The 16084-nt window shown below is 52.2% G+C and carries 14 protein-coding genes; 10 read left to right on the top strand and 4 right to left on the bottom strand.

Going from position 1 to position 16084, the window contains the following annotated elements; all coding sequences use genetic code 11:
* Positions 1-379: 379 nt before the first annotated feature.
* The 8 genes from B4923_RS12005 to B4923_RS11975 all read left to right on the top strand — a co-directional run bounded on the left by B4923_RS12005 (position 380) and on the right by B4923_RS11975 (position 7998).
* Complete coding sequence (locus B4923_RS12005) at positions 380-1747, top strand: NCS2 family permease (protein WP_109054601.1); 1368 nt, start codon at positions 380-382, stop codon at positions 1745-1747.
* A gap of 353 nt (positions 1748-2100) precedes the next feature.
* Complete coding sequence (locus tag B4923_RS12000) at positions 2101-3747, top strand: Na+/H+ antiporter (RefSeq protein ID WP_109054600.1); 1647 nt, start codon at positions 2101-2103, stop codon at positions 3745-3747.
* Positions 3748-4232: 485 nt separating this feature from the next.
* The gene (locus tag B4923_RS11995) at positions 4233-4943 is read left to right on the top strand and encodes a response regulator transcription factor (RefSeq protein WP_109054599.1); all 711 of its coding nucleotides are present in this window, start codon (positions 4233-4235) and stop codon (positions 4941-4943) included.
* Entirely contained in the window at positions 4921-6390 is a 1470-nt protein-coding gene (locus tag B4923_RS11990; RefSeq protein ID WP_109054598.1) for a sensor histidine kinase, read from the top strand. The genes B4923_RS11995 and B4923_RS11990 overlap by 23 nt, the downstream gene beginning before the upstream one ends.
* Positions 6391-6627: 237 nt before the next feature.
* Positions 6628-6726, top strand: a complete 99-nt coding sequence (locus B4923_RS21315) for a Flp family type IVb pilin (RefSeq protein WP_425428620.1) — start codon at positions 6628-6630, stop codon at positions 6724-6726.
* A gap of 8 nt (positions 6727-6734) precedes the next feature.
* The gene (locus tag B4923_RS11980; protein WP_109054686.1) at positions 6735-7286 is read left to right on the top strand and encodes an A24 family peptidase; all 552 of its coding nucleotides are present in this window, start codon (positions 6735-6737) and stop codon (positions 7284-7286) included.
* 47 nt (positions 7287-7333) lie between these two features.
* Positions 7334-7492, top strand: a complete 159-nt coding sequence (locus B4923_RS20915; RefSeq protein ID WP_170116053.1) for a hypothetical protein — start codon at positions 7334-7336, stop codon at positions 7490-7492.
* On the top strand, positions 7489-7998 hold the full coding sequence (locus B4923_RS11975) for a TadE/TadG family type IV pilus assembly protein (RefSeq protein WP_425428619.1): 510 nt from the start codon (positions 7489-7491) through the stop codon (positions 7996-7998). Before B4923_RS20915 ends, B4923_RS11975 begins: the two co-directional genes overlap by 4 nt.
* Before the next feature lie 169 nt (positions 7999-8167).
* Here the strand turns inward: B4923_RS11975 and edd are convergent, their stop codons facing one another.
* Positions 8168-9973 (bottom strand): phosphogluconate dehydratase, encoded by a 1806-nt coding sequence (gene edd / locus B4923_RS11970; RefSeq protein WP_109054597.1) that lies wholly within the window; start codon positions 9971-9973, stop codon positions 8168-8170.
* A 772-nt stretch (positions 9974-10745) separates the two neighbouring features.
* Here edd and gntR point away from each other — a divergent pair.
* A complete protein-coding gene (gene gntR, locus B4923_RS11965; RefSeq protein WP_109054596.1) occupies positions 10746-11741 on the top strand; it encodes a gluconate operon transcriptional repressor GntR in 996 nt (331 codons plus the stop codon).
* Between the two features lie 5 nt (positions 11742-11746).
* Here gntR and B4923_RS11960 read toward each other — a convergent pair whose 3' ends face one another.
* A complete protein-coding gene (locus B4923_RS11960; protein ID WP_109054595.1) occupies positions 11747-12274 on the bottom strand; it encodes a gluconokinase in 528 nt (175 codons plus the stop codon).
* 335 nt (positions 12275-12609) lie between these two features.
* Between B4923_RS11960 and gntT the strand changes: the two genes are divergently transcribed.
* A complete protein-coding gene (gene gntT, locus B4923_RS11955; RefSeq protein ID WP_109054594.1) occupies positions 12610-13944 on the top strand; it encodes a gluconate transporter in 1335 nt (444 codons plus the stop codon).
* Between the two features lie 117 nt (positions 13945-14061).
* Here the strand turns inward: gntT and actP are convergent, their stop codons facing one another.
* Positions 14062-15720 carry a cation/acetate symporter ActP gene (gene actP, locus B4923_RS11950; RefSeq protein ID WP_109054593.1) on the bottom strand — a complete coding sequence of 553 codons (1659 nt, stop codon included), beginning with the start codon at positions 15718-15720 and terminating at the stop codon, positions 14062-14064.
* Positions 15717-16028 (bottom strand): DUF485 domain-containing protein, encoded by a 312-nt coding sequence (locus tag B4923_RS11945; protein ID WP_109054592.1) that lies wholly within the window; start codon positions 16026-16028, stop codon positions 15717-15719. Before B4923_RS11945 ends, actP begins: the two co-directional genes overlap by 4 nt.
* Between the last annotated feature and the right edge of the window lie 56 nt (positions 16029-16084).

The raw sequence follows: 16084 nt of genomic DNA, 5'->3' as shown, positions 1-16084 counted from the left end.
GCCTATTGTCCATTATCACTCTTTCTTCTACCTGGTCGTGTTTTCCTGTCATGGCCCGTTTGAGCTCCACAGCTGGGAAGGTTGGGCGGGGTGATAAAGCAACATCGGGAGACAAGACGACGGCAACCGGACGGCAACATGAAAGGTATAGGTAAATAGTCTCGATTAGCAGTTGAAATAAATATGGATGAAGCAGGATAATCGTTGGCTTCAGATAACCCGGCAAAATTCTGTGGTTTTGCATTCAGCGAAGTAATCGTTTGCGTGCATGTCCATAAGGTTCGTGGTGTGTCAGTTATCGCTGATGCACACCCGGTGCAAGGCTGGGTGAACCGCCTACGATTTACCATTAAATAATGACATTTCAGGGGATACCACCATGTCAAATACGACACGTCAGGCTAATAGTGCGGCCCGCCCGCATAATGCGCTTGATGCATTTTTTAAAATCACGCAGCGCGGAAGTAACGTGCGTCAGGAAGTGTTGGCTGGACTAACCACATTTCTGGCCATGGTTTACTCGGTTATCGTTGTTCCGGGTATGCTGAGTAAAGCGGGCTTTCCGCCGAGCGCGGTGTTTGTCGCCACCTGTCTGGTTGCCGGTCTGGGCTCGTTGCTGATGGGATTATGGGCCAATCTGCCAATGGCCATTGGTTGCGCTATTTCCCTGACGGCGTTTACTGCTTTCAGTCTGGTTCTGGGGCAGCAGATTAGCGTACCGGTTGCGCTGGGGGCGATTTTCCTGATGGGCGTGCTGTTCACCATCATCTCCGCCACCGGGATCCGTACCTGGATCCTGCGCAATCTTCCGCTTGGGGTCGCGCACGGCACGGGTATTGGTATCGGTCTGTTTCTGTTGATTATTGCCGCCAACGGAATTGGTCTGGTGATTAAGAACCCAATCGATGGCCTGCCTGTTGCGCTGGGGGATTTTACGTCGTTCCCTGTCATCATGGCGCTGCTGGGTCTGGCGGCGACTATCGGTCTGGAAAAACGTCATGTTCCCGGCGGGATCTTGCTGGTTATTATTGTCATTTCTGTTCTGGGGCTGATTTTCGATCCGAATGTGAAATATCAGGGCTTTTTTGCGCTGCCAAGCCTGACTGGCGCGGATGGTACTTCTCTGATCTTCAGCCTGGATATTATGGGGGCGTTGCAGCCGGTGGTATTGCCGAGCGTACTGGCATTGGTCATGACGGCCGTTTTTGATGCGACCGGTACGATCCGCGCGGTGGCGGGTCAGGCAAACCTGTTGGATAAAGACGGACAAATCATCAATGGCGGTAAAGCGTTGACGGCTGACTCCGTCAGCAGCATTTTCTCCAGTCTGGTGGGGACGTCGCCAGCGGCGGTTTACATTGAATCGGCTGCGGGTACGGCGGCTGGTGGTAAAACCGGGTTGACCGCCACCGTGGTCGGCGTGCTGTTCCTGCTGATCCTGTTCCTGTCTCCGCTGTCCTATCTGGTTCCGGGTTATGCGACGGCGCCTGCGCTGATGTATGTTGGTCTGCTGATGCTGGGCAACGTGTCCAAACTGAACTTTGATGATTTCGTTGATGCCATGTCCGGTCTGGTGTGTGCGGTGTTCATCGTACTGACCTGTAACATTGTGACCGGTATTATGCTGGGCTTCGGGTCGCTGGTGCTGGGGCGTATCTTCTCTGGTGAATGGCGCAAACTGAACATTGGTACGGTGCTTATTGCGATCGCACTGGTGATCTTCTATGCCGGTGGTTGGGCGCTGTAATCTGGCGGACCTTCGGGGCGCTGTCCCGAAGGTCTTTTTTTCTCTTCTATTTCCTTCATCTTTTCCTGTTAATTTAATGCGTCCGGGCGCTTGTCCGACGCCATGCTTTCCCTATATCTGCACGTCTTGTTTATGGCGGACAGGATAGCCCGATCGCCATCTTTCGAGGCGTCACTTCATTTGAATCTGGTTGATGTTGAGCATGCGATAATCAGGGAAAACCATTACCTTGCTCCTCCACTAAGAAATTCATTTTCATGCCCTGATAAATGCGTTAAATATGGAAGAGTATTTCATGGTCTGACGGGTCGATAGCCAATTTTTCAATATGCAGGAGATGGTCTAAGGAAAGCATGGAAATCTTTTTTACTATTCTTATTTTAATCTTGGTGGTTTCATTATCAGGTGTGGTTACACGAATTTTACCTTTTCAAATACCTCTACCGCTCATGCAGATTGCCGTTGGCGCCATACTGGCCTGGCCCCAGTTCGGTTTGCATGTTGATTTCAATCCCGAATTGTTCATGGTGCTGTTTATTCCGCCGCTGTTGTTTGCCGATGGCTGGAAAACACCGACCCGCGAATTTCTGAAGCATGGCCGCGAAATTATTGGTCTGGCGCTGGTTCTGGTTCTGATTACCGTGGTGGGTATCGGCTATTTCATCTACTGGATGGTGCCGGGAATGCCGCTGATTGCCGCCTTTGCGTTGGCTGCCGTACTGTCGCCGACGGATGCGGTCGCACTTTCCGGCATTGTGGGTGAAGACCGTATTCCGAAGAAGTTGATGGGCATTCTTCAGGGCGAGGCGTTGATGAATGACGCGTCCGGTCTGGTATCGCTGAAGTTTGCGGTGGCGATTGCGATGGGGACGATGGTTTTCAGCGTGTCCGGCGCGACGCTGGCGTTCCTTCAGGTTGCGGTAGGCGGCCTGCTGGCGGGTGTCGCCGTTACCTGGCTATATAGTAAATCCCTGCGCATCATTAGCCGTTGGAGTGGCGATGATGCCGCGACGCAGATTGTGCTGCTGCTGCTGTTGCCGTTCGCTTCTTACCTGATTGCAGAACACATTGGCGTATCGGGTATTTTGGCTGCCGTCGCCTCCGGGATGACTATCGGTCAATCCGGCGTCATTCGTAATGCGCCGCTGAATATGCGATTACGTGCAAACGGTGTCTGGTCGATGCTGGAATTTGTGTTTAACGGCACGGTATTTATTATGCTGGGGCTACAGTTGCCCGGGATTCTGGAAACCTCGATAACGCAGGCGCAACTGGACCCAACGGTGGAAACCTGGATGTTGTTTACCGACATCGCAATCATTTATGCCGCGTTGCTGCTGTTGCGTTTCTGCTGGCTGTGGATGATGAAAAGATACAGCATGCATATCCAGAAAAAGCGTCCCATGGTGTTCGGGCAATTTACCACTCGTGAGCTATGGATTGTCTCGTTTGCGGGTGTCCGGGGCGCGATAACGCTGGCGGGCGTGCTCTCTATACCGTTGTTATTGACCGACGGCACCGCTTTCCCGTCACGTTATCAACTGGTATTTATTGCGACGGGCGTCATCCTGTTTTCTCTGTTATGCGGCGTACTGGCGCTACCCTTTTTGTTACGCGGCGTGGTGGTGGCCGATAAAGCCGCTTACGTCAAAGAGGAGCGCATGGCGCGTATTGCTGCGGCTGAAGTGGCTATCAAAAGCCTGTATAAAATGGAGGAGCGGCTGGCGGCGGACAGCGAGGAAAACATTGATGAGCAGGTGTTGAAAGAGGTCAGCGCGCGCGTCATCGGGAACCTGCGGCGGCGGATCGCGGATAAAGACAATCTGGAAAATAGCCTGCTGATTGAAAATCTTGAACGGCGTTTTCGTCTGACTGCGTTGAACTCCGAACGCGCGGAGCTATATCACCTGCGTGCAACCCAGCAAATCAGCAATGAAACATTGCAAAAAATGCTGCGCGATCTGGATCTGCTGGAAGCGGTACTGATCGAACACGAGTAAAACCGCGGTATCCTTACGCCAGCATTTCATTGATCTTTTTCTTTTCCTGTTACTCCCCATCGTTCAGGCGGTGGGGATCTTTTCTAAATCCTTACACGCAAAACCCCCTCTCCCGATTGTAAATAGCTTGTCACTAAATGATAATGATTGTTATTATCCATGCGAAAATCCTTAGATGACACTTTTCTTACTCTCATGTCGCGCCAGAGTCATGTCGCGATGGGAGCAGCCTGCTATGGCAGACTGAAAATAATAAATTGAGTCTTAACCATAAATTAAACATGTGAATATACCCGTCATATTTTAAGTTGCATGTGTGTTGGCTTTATTACCCGGCCCATCCATGAGCCTCGCTCCGGTGGGGCCGCTGCAAGCAGCGTTCAAATCTGCTCCCGGCAGATTTGTCAGTCGCCCGGATCACTTACGCTTGCCGCCTTCCTGCAACTCGAATTATTTAGGGTAGCCACGCTTGGTAGGGGAACGTTATGCGCGTACTGGTGGTTGATGATGATTCTGTACTGTGCCATTGGCTGGGCTCTAAATTACATTCGCACGGTCATTCATGCCGTATGGTTCATGACGGCGAACACGCATTAAAAGCAATAAAAGATGAAGTTTATGATGTGGTTCTGCTGGATAGAATGCTGCCGGTTATGGATGGGTTTACCGTATTGCGTGAATTACAGGGATCGCGCCATCCGCCAATTATGCTGCTTTCCGCATTAGACCGGGATGTCGATCGGGTGATGGGATTGGAGCTCGGTGCGGAAGACTATCTTGGCAAACCTTTTAATTTTAATGAACTCAGACTGCGTCTGGATATTATGGCGCGGCGTGGTAAACGCCATGTGGATAATTCCTCTCTCCTGACATTCGAGGACCTGCAGCTTGATCGTCTACAGCGCGTGGCCTGGCGCGGCGGTCAGCGTATCGACTTGACGGATAAGGAAATCAAGTTGCTGATTATTCTGATGGAAAACCCCGGTCAGGCGATAACCCGAACCATGCTGCTGGAGCGGGTATGGGGCTACAATTTCGATCCCCAGACCAATCTGATCGACGTACACATGTCGAAATTGCGCTCGAAAATTGACAAAGGATTCCCGCGGCCATTAATTAAAACGCTAAGGGCAATGGGCTATGCGCTAGGATCGGTCGACAAGGATAGAGCGAATGTTGGCAGCCACGCTGAATAAAATAAAAACAAAAAAGCTGAGCCGTCGCTGGCAGATGAAAATAAAGCACTGGCAATTAATCGGGGCAAGCCAATATCCGGGCTTTTTATGTACCTCAAACTTTCGGCAGGCGATCACCATTGTTTTTTTATTTTTGCTGATGATGCTGATGTGTATCATCGGCTTCAGCTCATTAAGTGAAACGCTAATCAGAACGCATGTCCGTGAAGTTATTCTGGGTAATATTTATGATTACTCCATGCAGTCTCGTTTAAACAATGCAAATAGTCTGATTACCCAACTTCGGCAGGACAATCGGGCTAAAAGCGATGAACTGCCGATATTTCTGGTTACCGATAAAAATGGCGCTATTTTGTATCACAACCATCCGCTGGAGGATTTGCAAAACACGTCTTGCCAGATGGATGTGACCTGCCTGAAAGCGCTGCTGTCGAGTAAAAATGATACCAATCTGATCGGTCTGTCCGTCATGCTGGACGATGGCGCGGTGTTGTTTACCGCCTACAATATCAAGCCAATGCTTGAACGAGTGCGGACGATCCCGCTGGTGGCGGGGGCCGGACTGTTTATCGTATTGCTGTTTTGCCTGTTTGTCAGTCGCCACTTCAGTTTGATAAGCCTGCGTAGCGTCGAGAAAATCCGTTCCGCGCTGCACCGCTACAGCACCGGCGAGCAGCAGGTACGCATGCCGTTGTCACCTTATGGCGATGACTTTGACAGCCTGAGTGAGGATATCAACCAGAATCTGGAACGTATTGAACGCCTGATGGAACAGGTTCGCAGCACGTCCAGCCATATCGCTCATGAACTGCGAACCCCGTTGACGCATTTGCAAAACCGCCTGTTCAACCTGACGGAACGCGCCGGGCTGGATGGCGACATTCGTGAAGAGTTGAATCTCGCCGTTGAGGAGGTTCATAAAATTCTCGGTCTGTTCCGCACGGTGATGCGCATTGGTGAAATTGAAAGCGGGCGCTGTATCCATCAGTTTGAAAATATTGAAGCGCGACAATTGCTGGAAGAGATCGCCGAATATTACCAACCGCTGGCGGAAGAACGGGGCTGTCAGATCAGGGTGGAAATCAAGGCGGGGATCCAGCTGTTCGGCGATCGGGCCTTGTTGTTTCAGGCATTGGCAAATCTGGTGGAAAACGCCCTGAAGTACGCAGCTCAGGGAAAATACGTCACCCTGAGCGTCACGCTCTACCGCGGCTGGATTGCGCTAAGCGTGGCGGATCACGGGCCGGGTATTCCGATGGGCCAGTATGAAAAAGCGCTACAGCGTTTTCAGCGGTTGGAAACCTGGCAGCAGTCTGGCTATGGGCTCGGCTTGTCACTGGTACAGGCGATTGCCGATCTGCACGGTGGCAAGCTGTGTCTGACATCCTCTCACCCTGGGCTTCATGTTTATTTGTGCCTGACCCCCGTAGTTAAGACAAATTGTTAAAACAAATTGTTAAGACAAATGGTTAAAACGAATGTGAATGTCCCGGCAAAAAACTGAATATTTATCCGTATCATGTCAGGGGCGCAGAATGTATTACTGCTTGATTTATAAAGATTAACGAATATTAATGTTCCGCATCTTGTAGTATATGAGAATAAGTCTCATTATTGCTGTTATTAGCGTCATGGCGTTCGGTATTTGTCATGGTTCCTTTGTCTGCGGATAAGAGACCCTCCTGTGAATAATATGAAAACCAAACTGCGTGCTTTCCTGCGAGATGAAAGCGGTGTGACGGCGATCGGCGCCAGCGGATCCACGTCAGAGATGGCGAAATAAATCCAGTGGTGGCGTATTACGCGTACTGGCTGCAAACGGCGTTACTGGCGGGATGCCTGCTGTGGTGTGTCAGTACCGATCTGTTGGTACGAAAGATCCCCAATCAGGCGGTACTGATCCTTGCATTAAGCTGGCTGGCTTTCAGCGTACTGGATGTATTGCAGTCCGGTATGATTGATGTGGTGAAACTGTATCAGGTGCTGTGGGCGTTGCCGGGCGCCGCTGTCGTTCTGGTGGGCGGTTTTTTGCTTTTCCTCACCGGCAGGATTGGGGCAGGCGATGTGAAACTGATGAGCGTTTTATGTCTGTGGGTGGGGCATGGGCATCAGATCGTTTTTGTCATGATAACCTCGCTGGCGGGGGGCGTATTGGCGCTGGGCCTGCCGTTGCTCAATACCGTACCGGCCGTAGTGGCAATGGGGATTCAAACCACCAATCGGATGTTTAAAAGCCGGTTACCCATGCCGCCTGCGTTGCCGGGCGATCTTTCACAAGGCATCCCCTACGGTATCGCTATTGCGTTCGGCGCGATGTACGTCCTGATTTTTCCCTTGTTTTAATTCTGTCGCAATTTTTAAGAGGCGCACACCGGGGTAGGCAAGTTGAAATGAAAGTTAGCTCTCCGTACTGTCAGGCGCGTCAGCGACCGGCGAAAACCGCGGGAAGCGTTGGCGATGTGCTTAGGTATGGGGGATGGATGCGGCAGGATAAAGAAACGCTGATGTTATCCAGCCGTCAACGTTTACAGCCTGGTAATCCCGAATGATGAAGATGTTTCGGCGCAACGATCTGGATTGGCGCAGTACGCGCGGGGTGATCGCCACAGAAGTGGCGTTCCTGGCGCCGGTGGTTCTGGTCGGCGTGATGATGCTGTTCGAACTGGCGCGCATCGGGCTGGTGATTGCCGTGGGCAGTGCGGCGCTGGATAAGGCGATACAGACATTTCGTCTCGACGATCTCAACGCCGGCAGCGCCTCAGAGATGGAGACGCATCTGAAAGCGCGGATGATCGATGCGGCATACGGCTATCTGCAAGCGGATGATTTAACCGTCAGCGTGTTGCATTTCGACGGCCTGAGCCAGCTTGGCGGGCTGGAGATCGCCAGCGATGAGGATGACAGCGGCGTGTCGAATACGCTGCCCGTCTGGTCGGTCACGGTGCAGATAAAAAAAGCGTTTCTGACTCCGTTGCCGGAAGTGCTGACGTTGGGCGACACCTTTCGCTATCAGTACAAACACGTATTCGGCACGGAGCGGCGTAGTGAAGAGTAGCCGCCTATTGCGGCGGCGTCGTTTTGAGGCCGCCAGCCAGGCGTCTGCTGCGGTTGAAAGGCGGTATGCGGCAGGGGCTGACGGAAGAAGGACTGCTGGATATTTCCTCCCCGGTGAAGGGGAGGGTTAGTGGAGTCAGAACCATCAACCTCAGTCTGACCCTCAGGCATTAAATACAGCTGGCGCCCTGTTCCGCCCCGGTGATATTTTCCCGTAGCGCTCTGAACAGTTCACGTCCCATACCCACATGTGAAGCGGATAGATCCGGTTGTAGCGCTGTGCGGCGCGCCAGTTCGGCCTCTTCCACCAACAGGCTGATTTCGCCACGCACGCCGTCAATCTGAATCATATCGCCATCCTGAACTTTGGCCAGCAGACCGCCGCTATAGGCTTCCGGCGTAACGTGGATCGCCGCGGGGACTTTACCGGAAGCGCCTGACAGTCGCCCATCAGTGACTAACGCTACGTTAAAACCACGATCCATCAATACGCCCAGCGGCGGCATCAGCTTATGCAGCTCCGGCATCCCGATAGCTTTCGGTCCCTGAAAACGCACGACGATCACGCAATCGCGATCCAGTTTTCCAGCGTTGAACGCGGCATCGATATCATACTGGCTTTCAAACACGACGGCGGGCGCTTTGATAATCTGACGGTCTTCCGGTACGGCGGAGGTTTTCATTACCGCCCGGCCCAGATTTCCGGATAAGACTTTGGTTCCGCCGTGCTTGACGAAAGGCGCGGCCAGCGTGGCGATCACCTCCGTATCCAGCGAGGCGTGCGGGCCCTCGCGATACACCAGTTTACCGTCTTCAAGGAAAGGTTCCTGAGTATAGCGGTGCAGGCCGAAGCCGGCGACGGTATGGACGTCCTCATGGAGCAGGCCGCCTTGCAGTAGTTCACGGATCAACAGCGAAACGCCCCCGGCGGCCTGAAAATAGTTGATATCGCCGGGACCGTTGGGATAAATACGGCATAGCAGCGGCACCACTTCAGATAAGTCAGAGAAATCATCCCAGGTGATGGTGATGCCAGCGGCCTTTGCCATTGCCACCAGATGCATGGTGTGATTGGTTGAACCGCCGGTCGCCAGCAATGCGACGATACCGTTGACGATCACCTTCTCATCAACCAGACGCCCGACCGGCAGATAGTCGCCGCCGGTTTCGGTCATCCGGGTGACCTGACGGGCGGCGGCTTCGGTCAATGCGTGTCGTAGCGGAATATCGGGATAGATAAAAGACGAGCCGGGCAGGTGCAACCCCATGACTTCCATCACCATCTGGTTGGAGTTGGCGGTGCCGTAGAATGTGCAGGTGCCGGGCGAGTGGTAGGCGCTGGCTTCTGATTCCAGTAACGCGTCGCGACCGACTTTGCCTTCGGCATACAGTTGGCGGATACGTACTTTTTCTTTATTGGAGATACCGGTGCGCATTGGGCCCGCGGGCACGAAAACGGCGGGCAGGTGGCCGAATGCCATAGCGGCGATAAACAGACCGGGAACGATCTTGTCGCAAACCCCGAGAAACAGGGCGCCATCAAACATATTGTGAGACAGACCTACCGCTGCCGACATGGCGATCAAATCGCGGCTGAGCAAAGAGAGCTCCATACCGTCCTGCCCCTGAGTCACGCCGTCGCACATGGCCGGCACGCCCCCGGCCACTTGACCAACGGCGCCAACGGAATGCAACGCCTCTTTAATCAGGGCCGGGTAATGTTCATAAGGCTGATGCGCGGACAGCATATCGTTATAGGACGTAATGATGCCGATATTGCTTTTTACCATGTTCTTCAGGCCGGATTTATCGTCGGGTGAACAGGCGGCGAATCCGTGAGCCAGATTGCCGCAGGCAAGCTGAGAACGGTGTACGGTTTTGCTTTTCGCCGCCTCGATATTGGTCAGATACCTGGCTCTGTCGGCCTGAGAACGAGAGATGATATTCTGGGTAACGCGCGCAACGGTAGGATTCATACTTTGCCCCATTTTCTTCAAGATTGATTACTTAAATTGTTAAACGCTGATAGCGCCAAAAATAAATAGCCATATCGCCGGGTAAAAACCGGTATTCTTATTTTTTTGAGATAAACAGCGTTATCGTTCTAATGACGAACGGTAGGTAAACCTTCAGCGGGTGAATAGAGAAATACGCCAGCTTATTTAAAGCCTAAGCCGGGTTTTATCTTATTATTGGCTCATTGACATAATATGGCCCTCAGCTGATTAACACTGCGTATCGGGGTACGCTTTTACGCAACGATCTTACTATATACCGGAATGATACCGGTAACAACGCATTTTTATTGCTGGATTTACTCGATTCAGCAAGTGGTTAAGTGGTTTTGTGATGGATATCACATTGTGATAATGACGTTCGCTTTGGTGTTGTTTTGTTAATATCAAGGATGAGCAACGTGATAGGAAATATTAGTGATGTGAAATAGAAAACATGTAAATAAAGCGACGATAAGAAAGTAAATTCTTGTTATTACATGATATTGGAAAATACGTTCATTCGGCCGTGAAAGTAAACGAGAAATCTGTTTATAAAAAGGCAAAACGGTTGCTTGCAGAAAATGGTTGATGAATGTTAACGCAATGAAAAAAAGTGGCACGGTTGCCGAAGAATATACTATTTCGCCCGGCGATTTTCCGGATCGCTATGTTGGTTGGCAAGTACGACAGACAGGGAGCGTTTTCTTTGTTAAACTATGTTACCGGTTAATGACAGCTTAATTTATTGAAAATGAAGAAGAAAAGACCTGGATTGCAAGATGTGGCCAATCAAGTGGGCGTCACGAAAATGACGATCAGTCGTTATCTGCGCGATCCGCTCATGGTTTCTGCGGCCTTGCGTAGCAAGATCTCGGTTGCGCTGGATGAACTTGGCTATATTCCCAACCGGGCTCCTGAAATTTTATCCAATGCGACCAGCCGGGCGATTGGCGTATTGCTGCCTTCATTGACCAATCAGGTGTTTGCTGAAGTTTTGCGTGGTATTGAAAGCGTCACCGACTCTTACGGCTATCAGACCATGCTGGCCCACTATGGCTATCACGTTGAGCGTGAAGAGATGCGCCTGATGTCGCTGCTTTCCTACAATATCGACGGATTGATTCTTTCTGAACGTTCCCACACCGAACGGACGCGGAAAATGATTGAGGTGGCCGGCATTCCGGTGATTGAAATTATGGACAGCGAATCTCCGTGTATCGATCTGGCGGTCGGGTTCAATAACTTTGATGCGGCTTATCAGATGACTAAAACCATGCTGGAGTATGGTCATACTCATCCCGTTTATCTTGGCGCCCGGCAGGATGAGCGCACCATCATTAAAATGCAGGGATATGAGCAGGCCATGCGGGATTGCGGCTTAACGCCCCATAGCGTCAGTACGGATCGTTCGTCTTCCTACAGTCTGGGCGGTGAATTGATGAAGGAAGCGCGTCAGCGCTATCCGAATACCGACAGCCTGTTCTGCACCAACGACGATATTGCCATTGGCGCCGCTTTCGAGTGCCAACGTCAGGGGTTGCGTATTCCTGAAGATATGGCCATTGCCGGTTTTCATGGACACGATATCGGCCAGTCGATGACGCCTAAATTGAGCAGCGTGTTGACTCCCCGGGAGAAAATGGGGCAAGTTGCTGCTGAGCGGCTCCTTGCCCGTTTGCGGGGAGAAACGGTTACCCCCCAACGGCTTGATTTGGGATTCACCATCCTGCATGGCGGCAGTATTTAAACGCGTTACCGGCGGGATGCCACGCCGGCGTTGCGTAAGGCTTTAATGCCCCGATCGACAACCTGATCGAAGCTGCCGTCGATATCAATAGCGATGACGTCGGTTTCGTCCGCCGCCGGTTCTTCCAGTGCTTCAAACTGGCTCTTCAGCAGGTCTGTTGGCATAAAATGGCCGGCGCGTGCTTTCAGACGCTCCAGAATCACCTCAAAACTTCCTTTCATATACAGAAAAATCATGTCCGGATTGTCTTCGCGCAGGCGATCGCGATAGCGGCGCTTCAGCGCGGAGCAGACGATCAGGCCGATTTCATTTTTGTGCCGCAGACTATAGGCCGCATCATTCAGACGCTCGAGCCACGGTGCGCGATCGTTGTCATCCAATGGATGGCCGCTGGCCATTTTTTGAATATTGGCGCGTGGATGCAGGTCATCCCCATCGATAAATTTGGCGCCCAATGCGTTGGCAATGGCCGCTCCCACGCTGGATTTACCGCAACCAGACACACCCATGATAATTATGCTTTGTCCCGCCATAAGTTTGATCTCTATCCCAAAATGAATATTTAAGTCTTTTCTGTAGTTCCTTATTTTATCACGTTACCGGTATCATGATACCGGTAACAAACAAGGGTGTGATAAATATCACAAAGAGAAACGGAAACAATCATATTGGTTATTGCAGATAAAACATAAAAAATTTCAGGAAGAAATATTTAACAATACGTAGCGTTGGCCCATCGGGCGGTTGGCAGGAATAGCTAGCCCGCTATAGAAAAATACGGCGTTATATTTATGAAAAGTAGCCGGTTTTTATATCTGCCTACAATAGTCGAATCAGATTTGTACGATACATATATCGGAGAATTATTATGCCATTAATCATTGTAGCGATTGGCGTGGCCCTACTACTGCTACTGATGATCCGTTGCAAGTTGAACGGTTTCATTTCATTGATACTGGTTTCGCTGGCTGTTGGTCTTGCCCTTGGCTATACCACACAGGGTTCCTTCAACGTCAATGGTGTCATTGCCTCTATTAAGAACGGCGTCGGCGGCACGCTGGGAAGTCTGGCCCTGATCATGGGGTTCGGCGCCATGTTGGGCAAATTACTGGCCGATTGCGGGGGCGCCCAGCGCATCGCCACCACGCTGATTGATAAATTTGGTAAGGGACACATCCAGTGGGCTGTGGTGCTGACCGGATTTGTTGTCGGTTTTGCCCTGTTCTATGAAGTCGGTTTCGTACTGTTATTGCCGTTGGTCTTTACGATTGCGGCAGCGGCGCGTATTCCGCTGTTATTTATCGGCGTGCCAATGGCTGCCGCGTTATCGGTAACCCATGCGCTATTGCCGCCTCACCCCGGCCCGACCGCCATCAGTATTATTTTTAAAGCTGATATGGGAAAAACCTTGTTGTACGGGACGTTGATCGCTATCCCGACAGTGATCCTGGCCGGCCCGGTTTATGCCCGCTTCCTGCGGGGAATCGATAAGCCGATTCCAGAAGGATTGCACAACCCGAAAGTCTTTACCGACAGTGAAATGCCGGGTTTTGGCATCAGCGTAACGACCACGCTGATTCCGGTTATTCTGATGGCCGGGCGCGCCGTTGCTGAAATGACGTTACCCAAAGGTCATGCGTTGTTGTCTTACGCAGAGTTTCTGGGCGATCCGGTCATGGCAACCCTGATTGCCGTATTAGTCGCCATCTTCACCTTCGGTCTTAACCGCGGTCGCACGATGGAACAGGTGATGGATACCATCAGCGATTCGATCAAGATCATCGCCATGATGCTGATGATTATCGGCGGCGGCGGCGCCTTCAAACAGATTCTGGTTGATGGCGGCGTGGCAAAATATATCGAGACATTGATGGCGAACAGTACGCTGTCGCCGCTGTTAATGGGATGGGCGATTGCCGCCGCGTTGCGTCTGGCATTGGGGTCTGCAACCGTAGCAGCCATGACGGCCGGCGGGATTGTGGCGCCGATGCTGGCTATCACCGGCGTGAGCCCGGAACTGATGGTGTTGGCCGTTGGCTCCGGCAGTGTGATCTTCTCCCATGTAAACGATCCTGGCTTCTGGTTGTTCAAAGAGTATTTTAATCTGACCATCGTTGAAACCATGAAGTCGTGGTCGGCGCTGGAAACCATTATTGCGGTTTGCGGGCTGGTAGGTTGTTTGCTGTTGAATATGGTTATCTAACGCTGAAAGACGTGACGGGGCGATGCCCCGCAACGTGAGGTAAGATCGGGATACCGGGGCGAGGCGTCCCTGCGGGAACCTCATCCCCGTGCGGGGTTGAGGTTCCCCAGGCGGTAATCAGTGAGAACTGCTGCGTGACGCCCCCACGCCTGTCTGTGAGCGGACAAACTGTGAGTGGAAACGGGCGCGTTCCTGTGCACCCGCTTCGGAGTTGTCCGTAATCGAGAACAGCCAGATGCCGATAAAAGCAACCAGCATGGAGAATAGCGCCGGGTATTCATACGGATAAACCGGCGTCGCATGACCGAGAATTGTCACCCATACCGTCGGCCCCAGAATCATCAGTATCACCGCCGTCAGGAGTCCCGCCCAGCCGCCGATCATCGCCCCCCGTGTGGTGAGCTTCGACCAGTACATGGAGATGATGATGATTGGGAAGTTACAGCTCGCCGCGATAGAAAAGGCCAGACCCACCATGAAGGCGATATTCTGATTCTCGAACAGAATTCCCAGTGCGATAGCCACGACTCCCAGTACCAGTACGGTGATTTTCGATACCTTCAGTTCGTCCCGCTCGGTGGCTTTCCCTTTCTTGAGCACATTGGAATAGAGATCATGGGACACCGCAGATGCGCCCGCCAGCGTCAACCCGGCAACGACCGCCAGAATGGTCGCAAAGGCAACGGCAGAGATGAAACCCAGAAAGAAGTTACCGCCCACCGCGTCAGCCAGATGCACGGCCGCCATGTTGTTACCACCGATCAAGGCGCCGGTCGCGTCTTTGAACGACGGATTGGCGCTAACCAGCAGGATGGCGCCAAAGCCGATAATGAAGGTCAGGAAATAGAAGTAACCCATAAATCCGGTGGCGAAAAATACACTTTTCCGGGCCTCTTTCGCATCGCTGACGGTGAAGAAACGCATCAGGATATGCGGTAAACCCGCCGTACCGAACATTAATCCCAGCCCCAGCGACAGAGCGGAGATCGGATCGGAAACCAGACCGCCGGGGCTCATGATGGCTGCGCCTTTCGGGTGAACCGCCATCGCCTGTTTGAACAAGGCGTCGAAGCTGAAGTTGACGGATTTCATCACCATAACAGCCATAAAGGTTGCGCCGAACAGCAGCAGAACCGCTTTGATAATCTGTACCCAGGTGGTGGCCAGCATACCGCCAAACATCACGTACATGACCATCAGTATCCCGACCAGAATGACCGCGACATGATAGTTAAGACCGAACAGCAATTCGATGAGCTTGCCCGCCCCAACCATCTGGGCGATGAGGTAAAGCGCGACCACCACCAGTGAGCCACAGGCCGACAGGCTGCGAATCGGGCGCTGTTGCAGACGATACGATGCCACGTCGGCAAAGGTGTAACGGCCCAGGTTGCGCAGACGTTCGGCGATCAGAAACAGGATGATCGGCCAGCCCACCAGGAAGCCGAGCGAGTAGATCAGTCCGTCGTAGCCAGAGGTGTACACCAGCGCCGAAATTCCCAGAAAGGAAGCGGCTGACATATAGTCGCCCGCGATAGCGAGTCCGTTCTGAAATCCGGTGATGTTACCGCCCGCCGTATAGTAATCACTGCGTGAGCGCGTCCGTTTGGAGGCCCAATAGGTGATATAGAGCGTGGCGCCGACAAACAGCAGAAACATCACTATCGCCTGAATGTTCAACGGTTGACGCTGAACGTCGCCCGTCAGGGCATCAGCAGCCAATGCCGCTGGAGATAAAGCGAGCAGTCCGGGCAGCATCATGAAACGTGTTTTCATTGCTTTACCTCACTCAATAACTGTCTGGTCAGGCGATCAAATTCACCATTGGCGCGATAGACATAAATGCCCGTTAATACAAAGGACGCCACGATCAGACCCACGCCAATCGGGATTCCGCGGGTTATGCTCGATCCCGGACCGATCGGGGTGCCCAGCCAGTCAGGAGCAAACGCGATCAGCAGAATAAAACCGACATAGAGCACCAGCATGATCAGGGAAAGGATCGTGGCAAAGCGCTGTCGTTTGTTCACCAGTTCTCTAAACAGAGGATTACTTTCAATCCGTTGATAAATGGCATCATTCATCGTAAGTCTCCAGTAAACTATTGATTGATCGCAGCCACACTCAGGTGGTTTGGCTT

The organism is Brenneria roseae subsp. americana (genome assembly GCF_003115815.1).
Lineage (GTDB): Bacteria > Pseudomonadota > Gammaproteobacteria > Enterobacterales > Enterobacteriaceae > Brenneria > Brenneria roseae.
The sequence above is the reverse complement of the archived record's forward strand: the minus strand, read 5'-3'. Positions and strand labels throughout refer to the sequence as shown.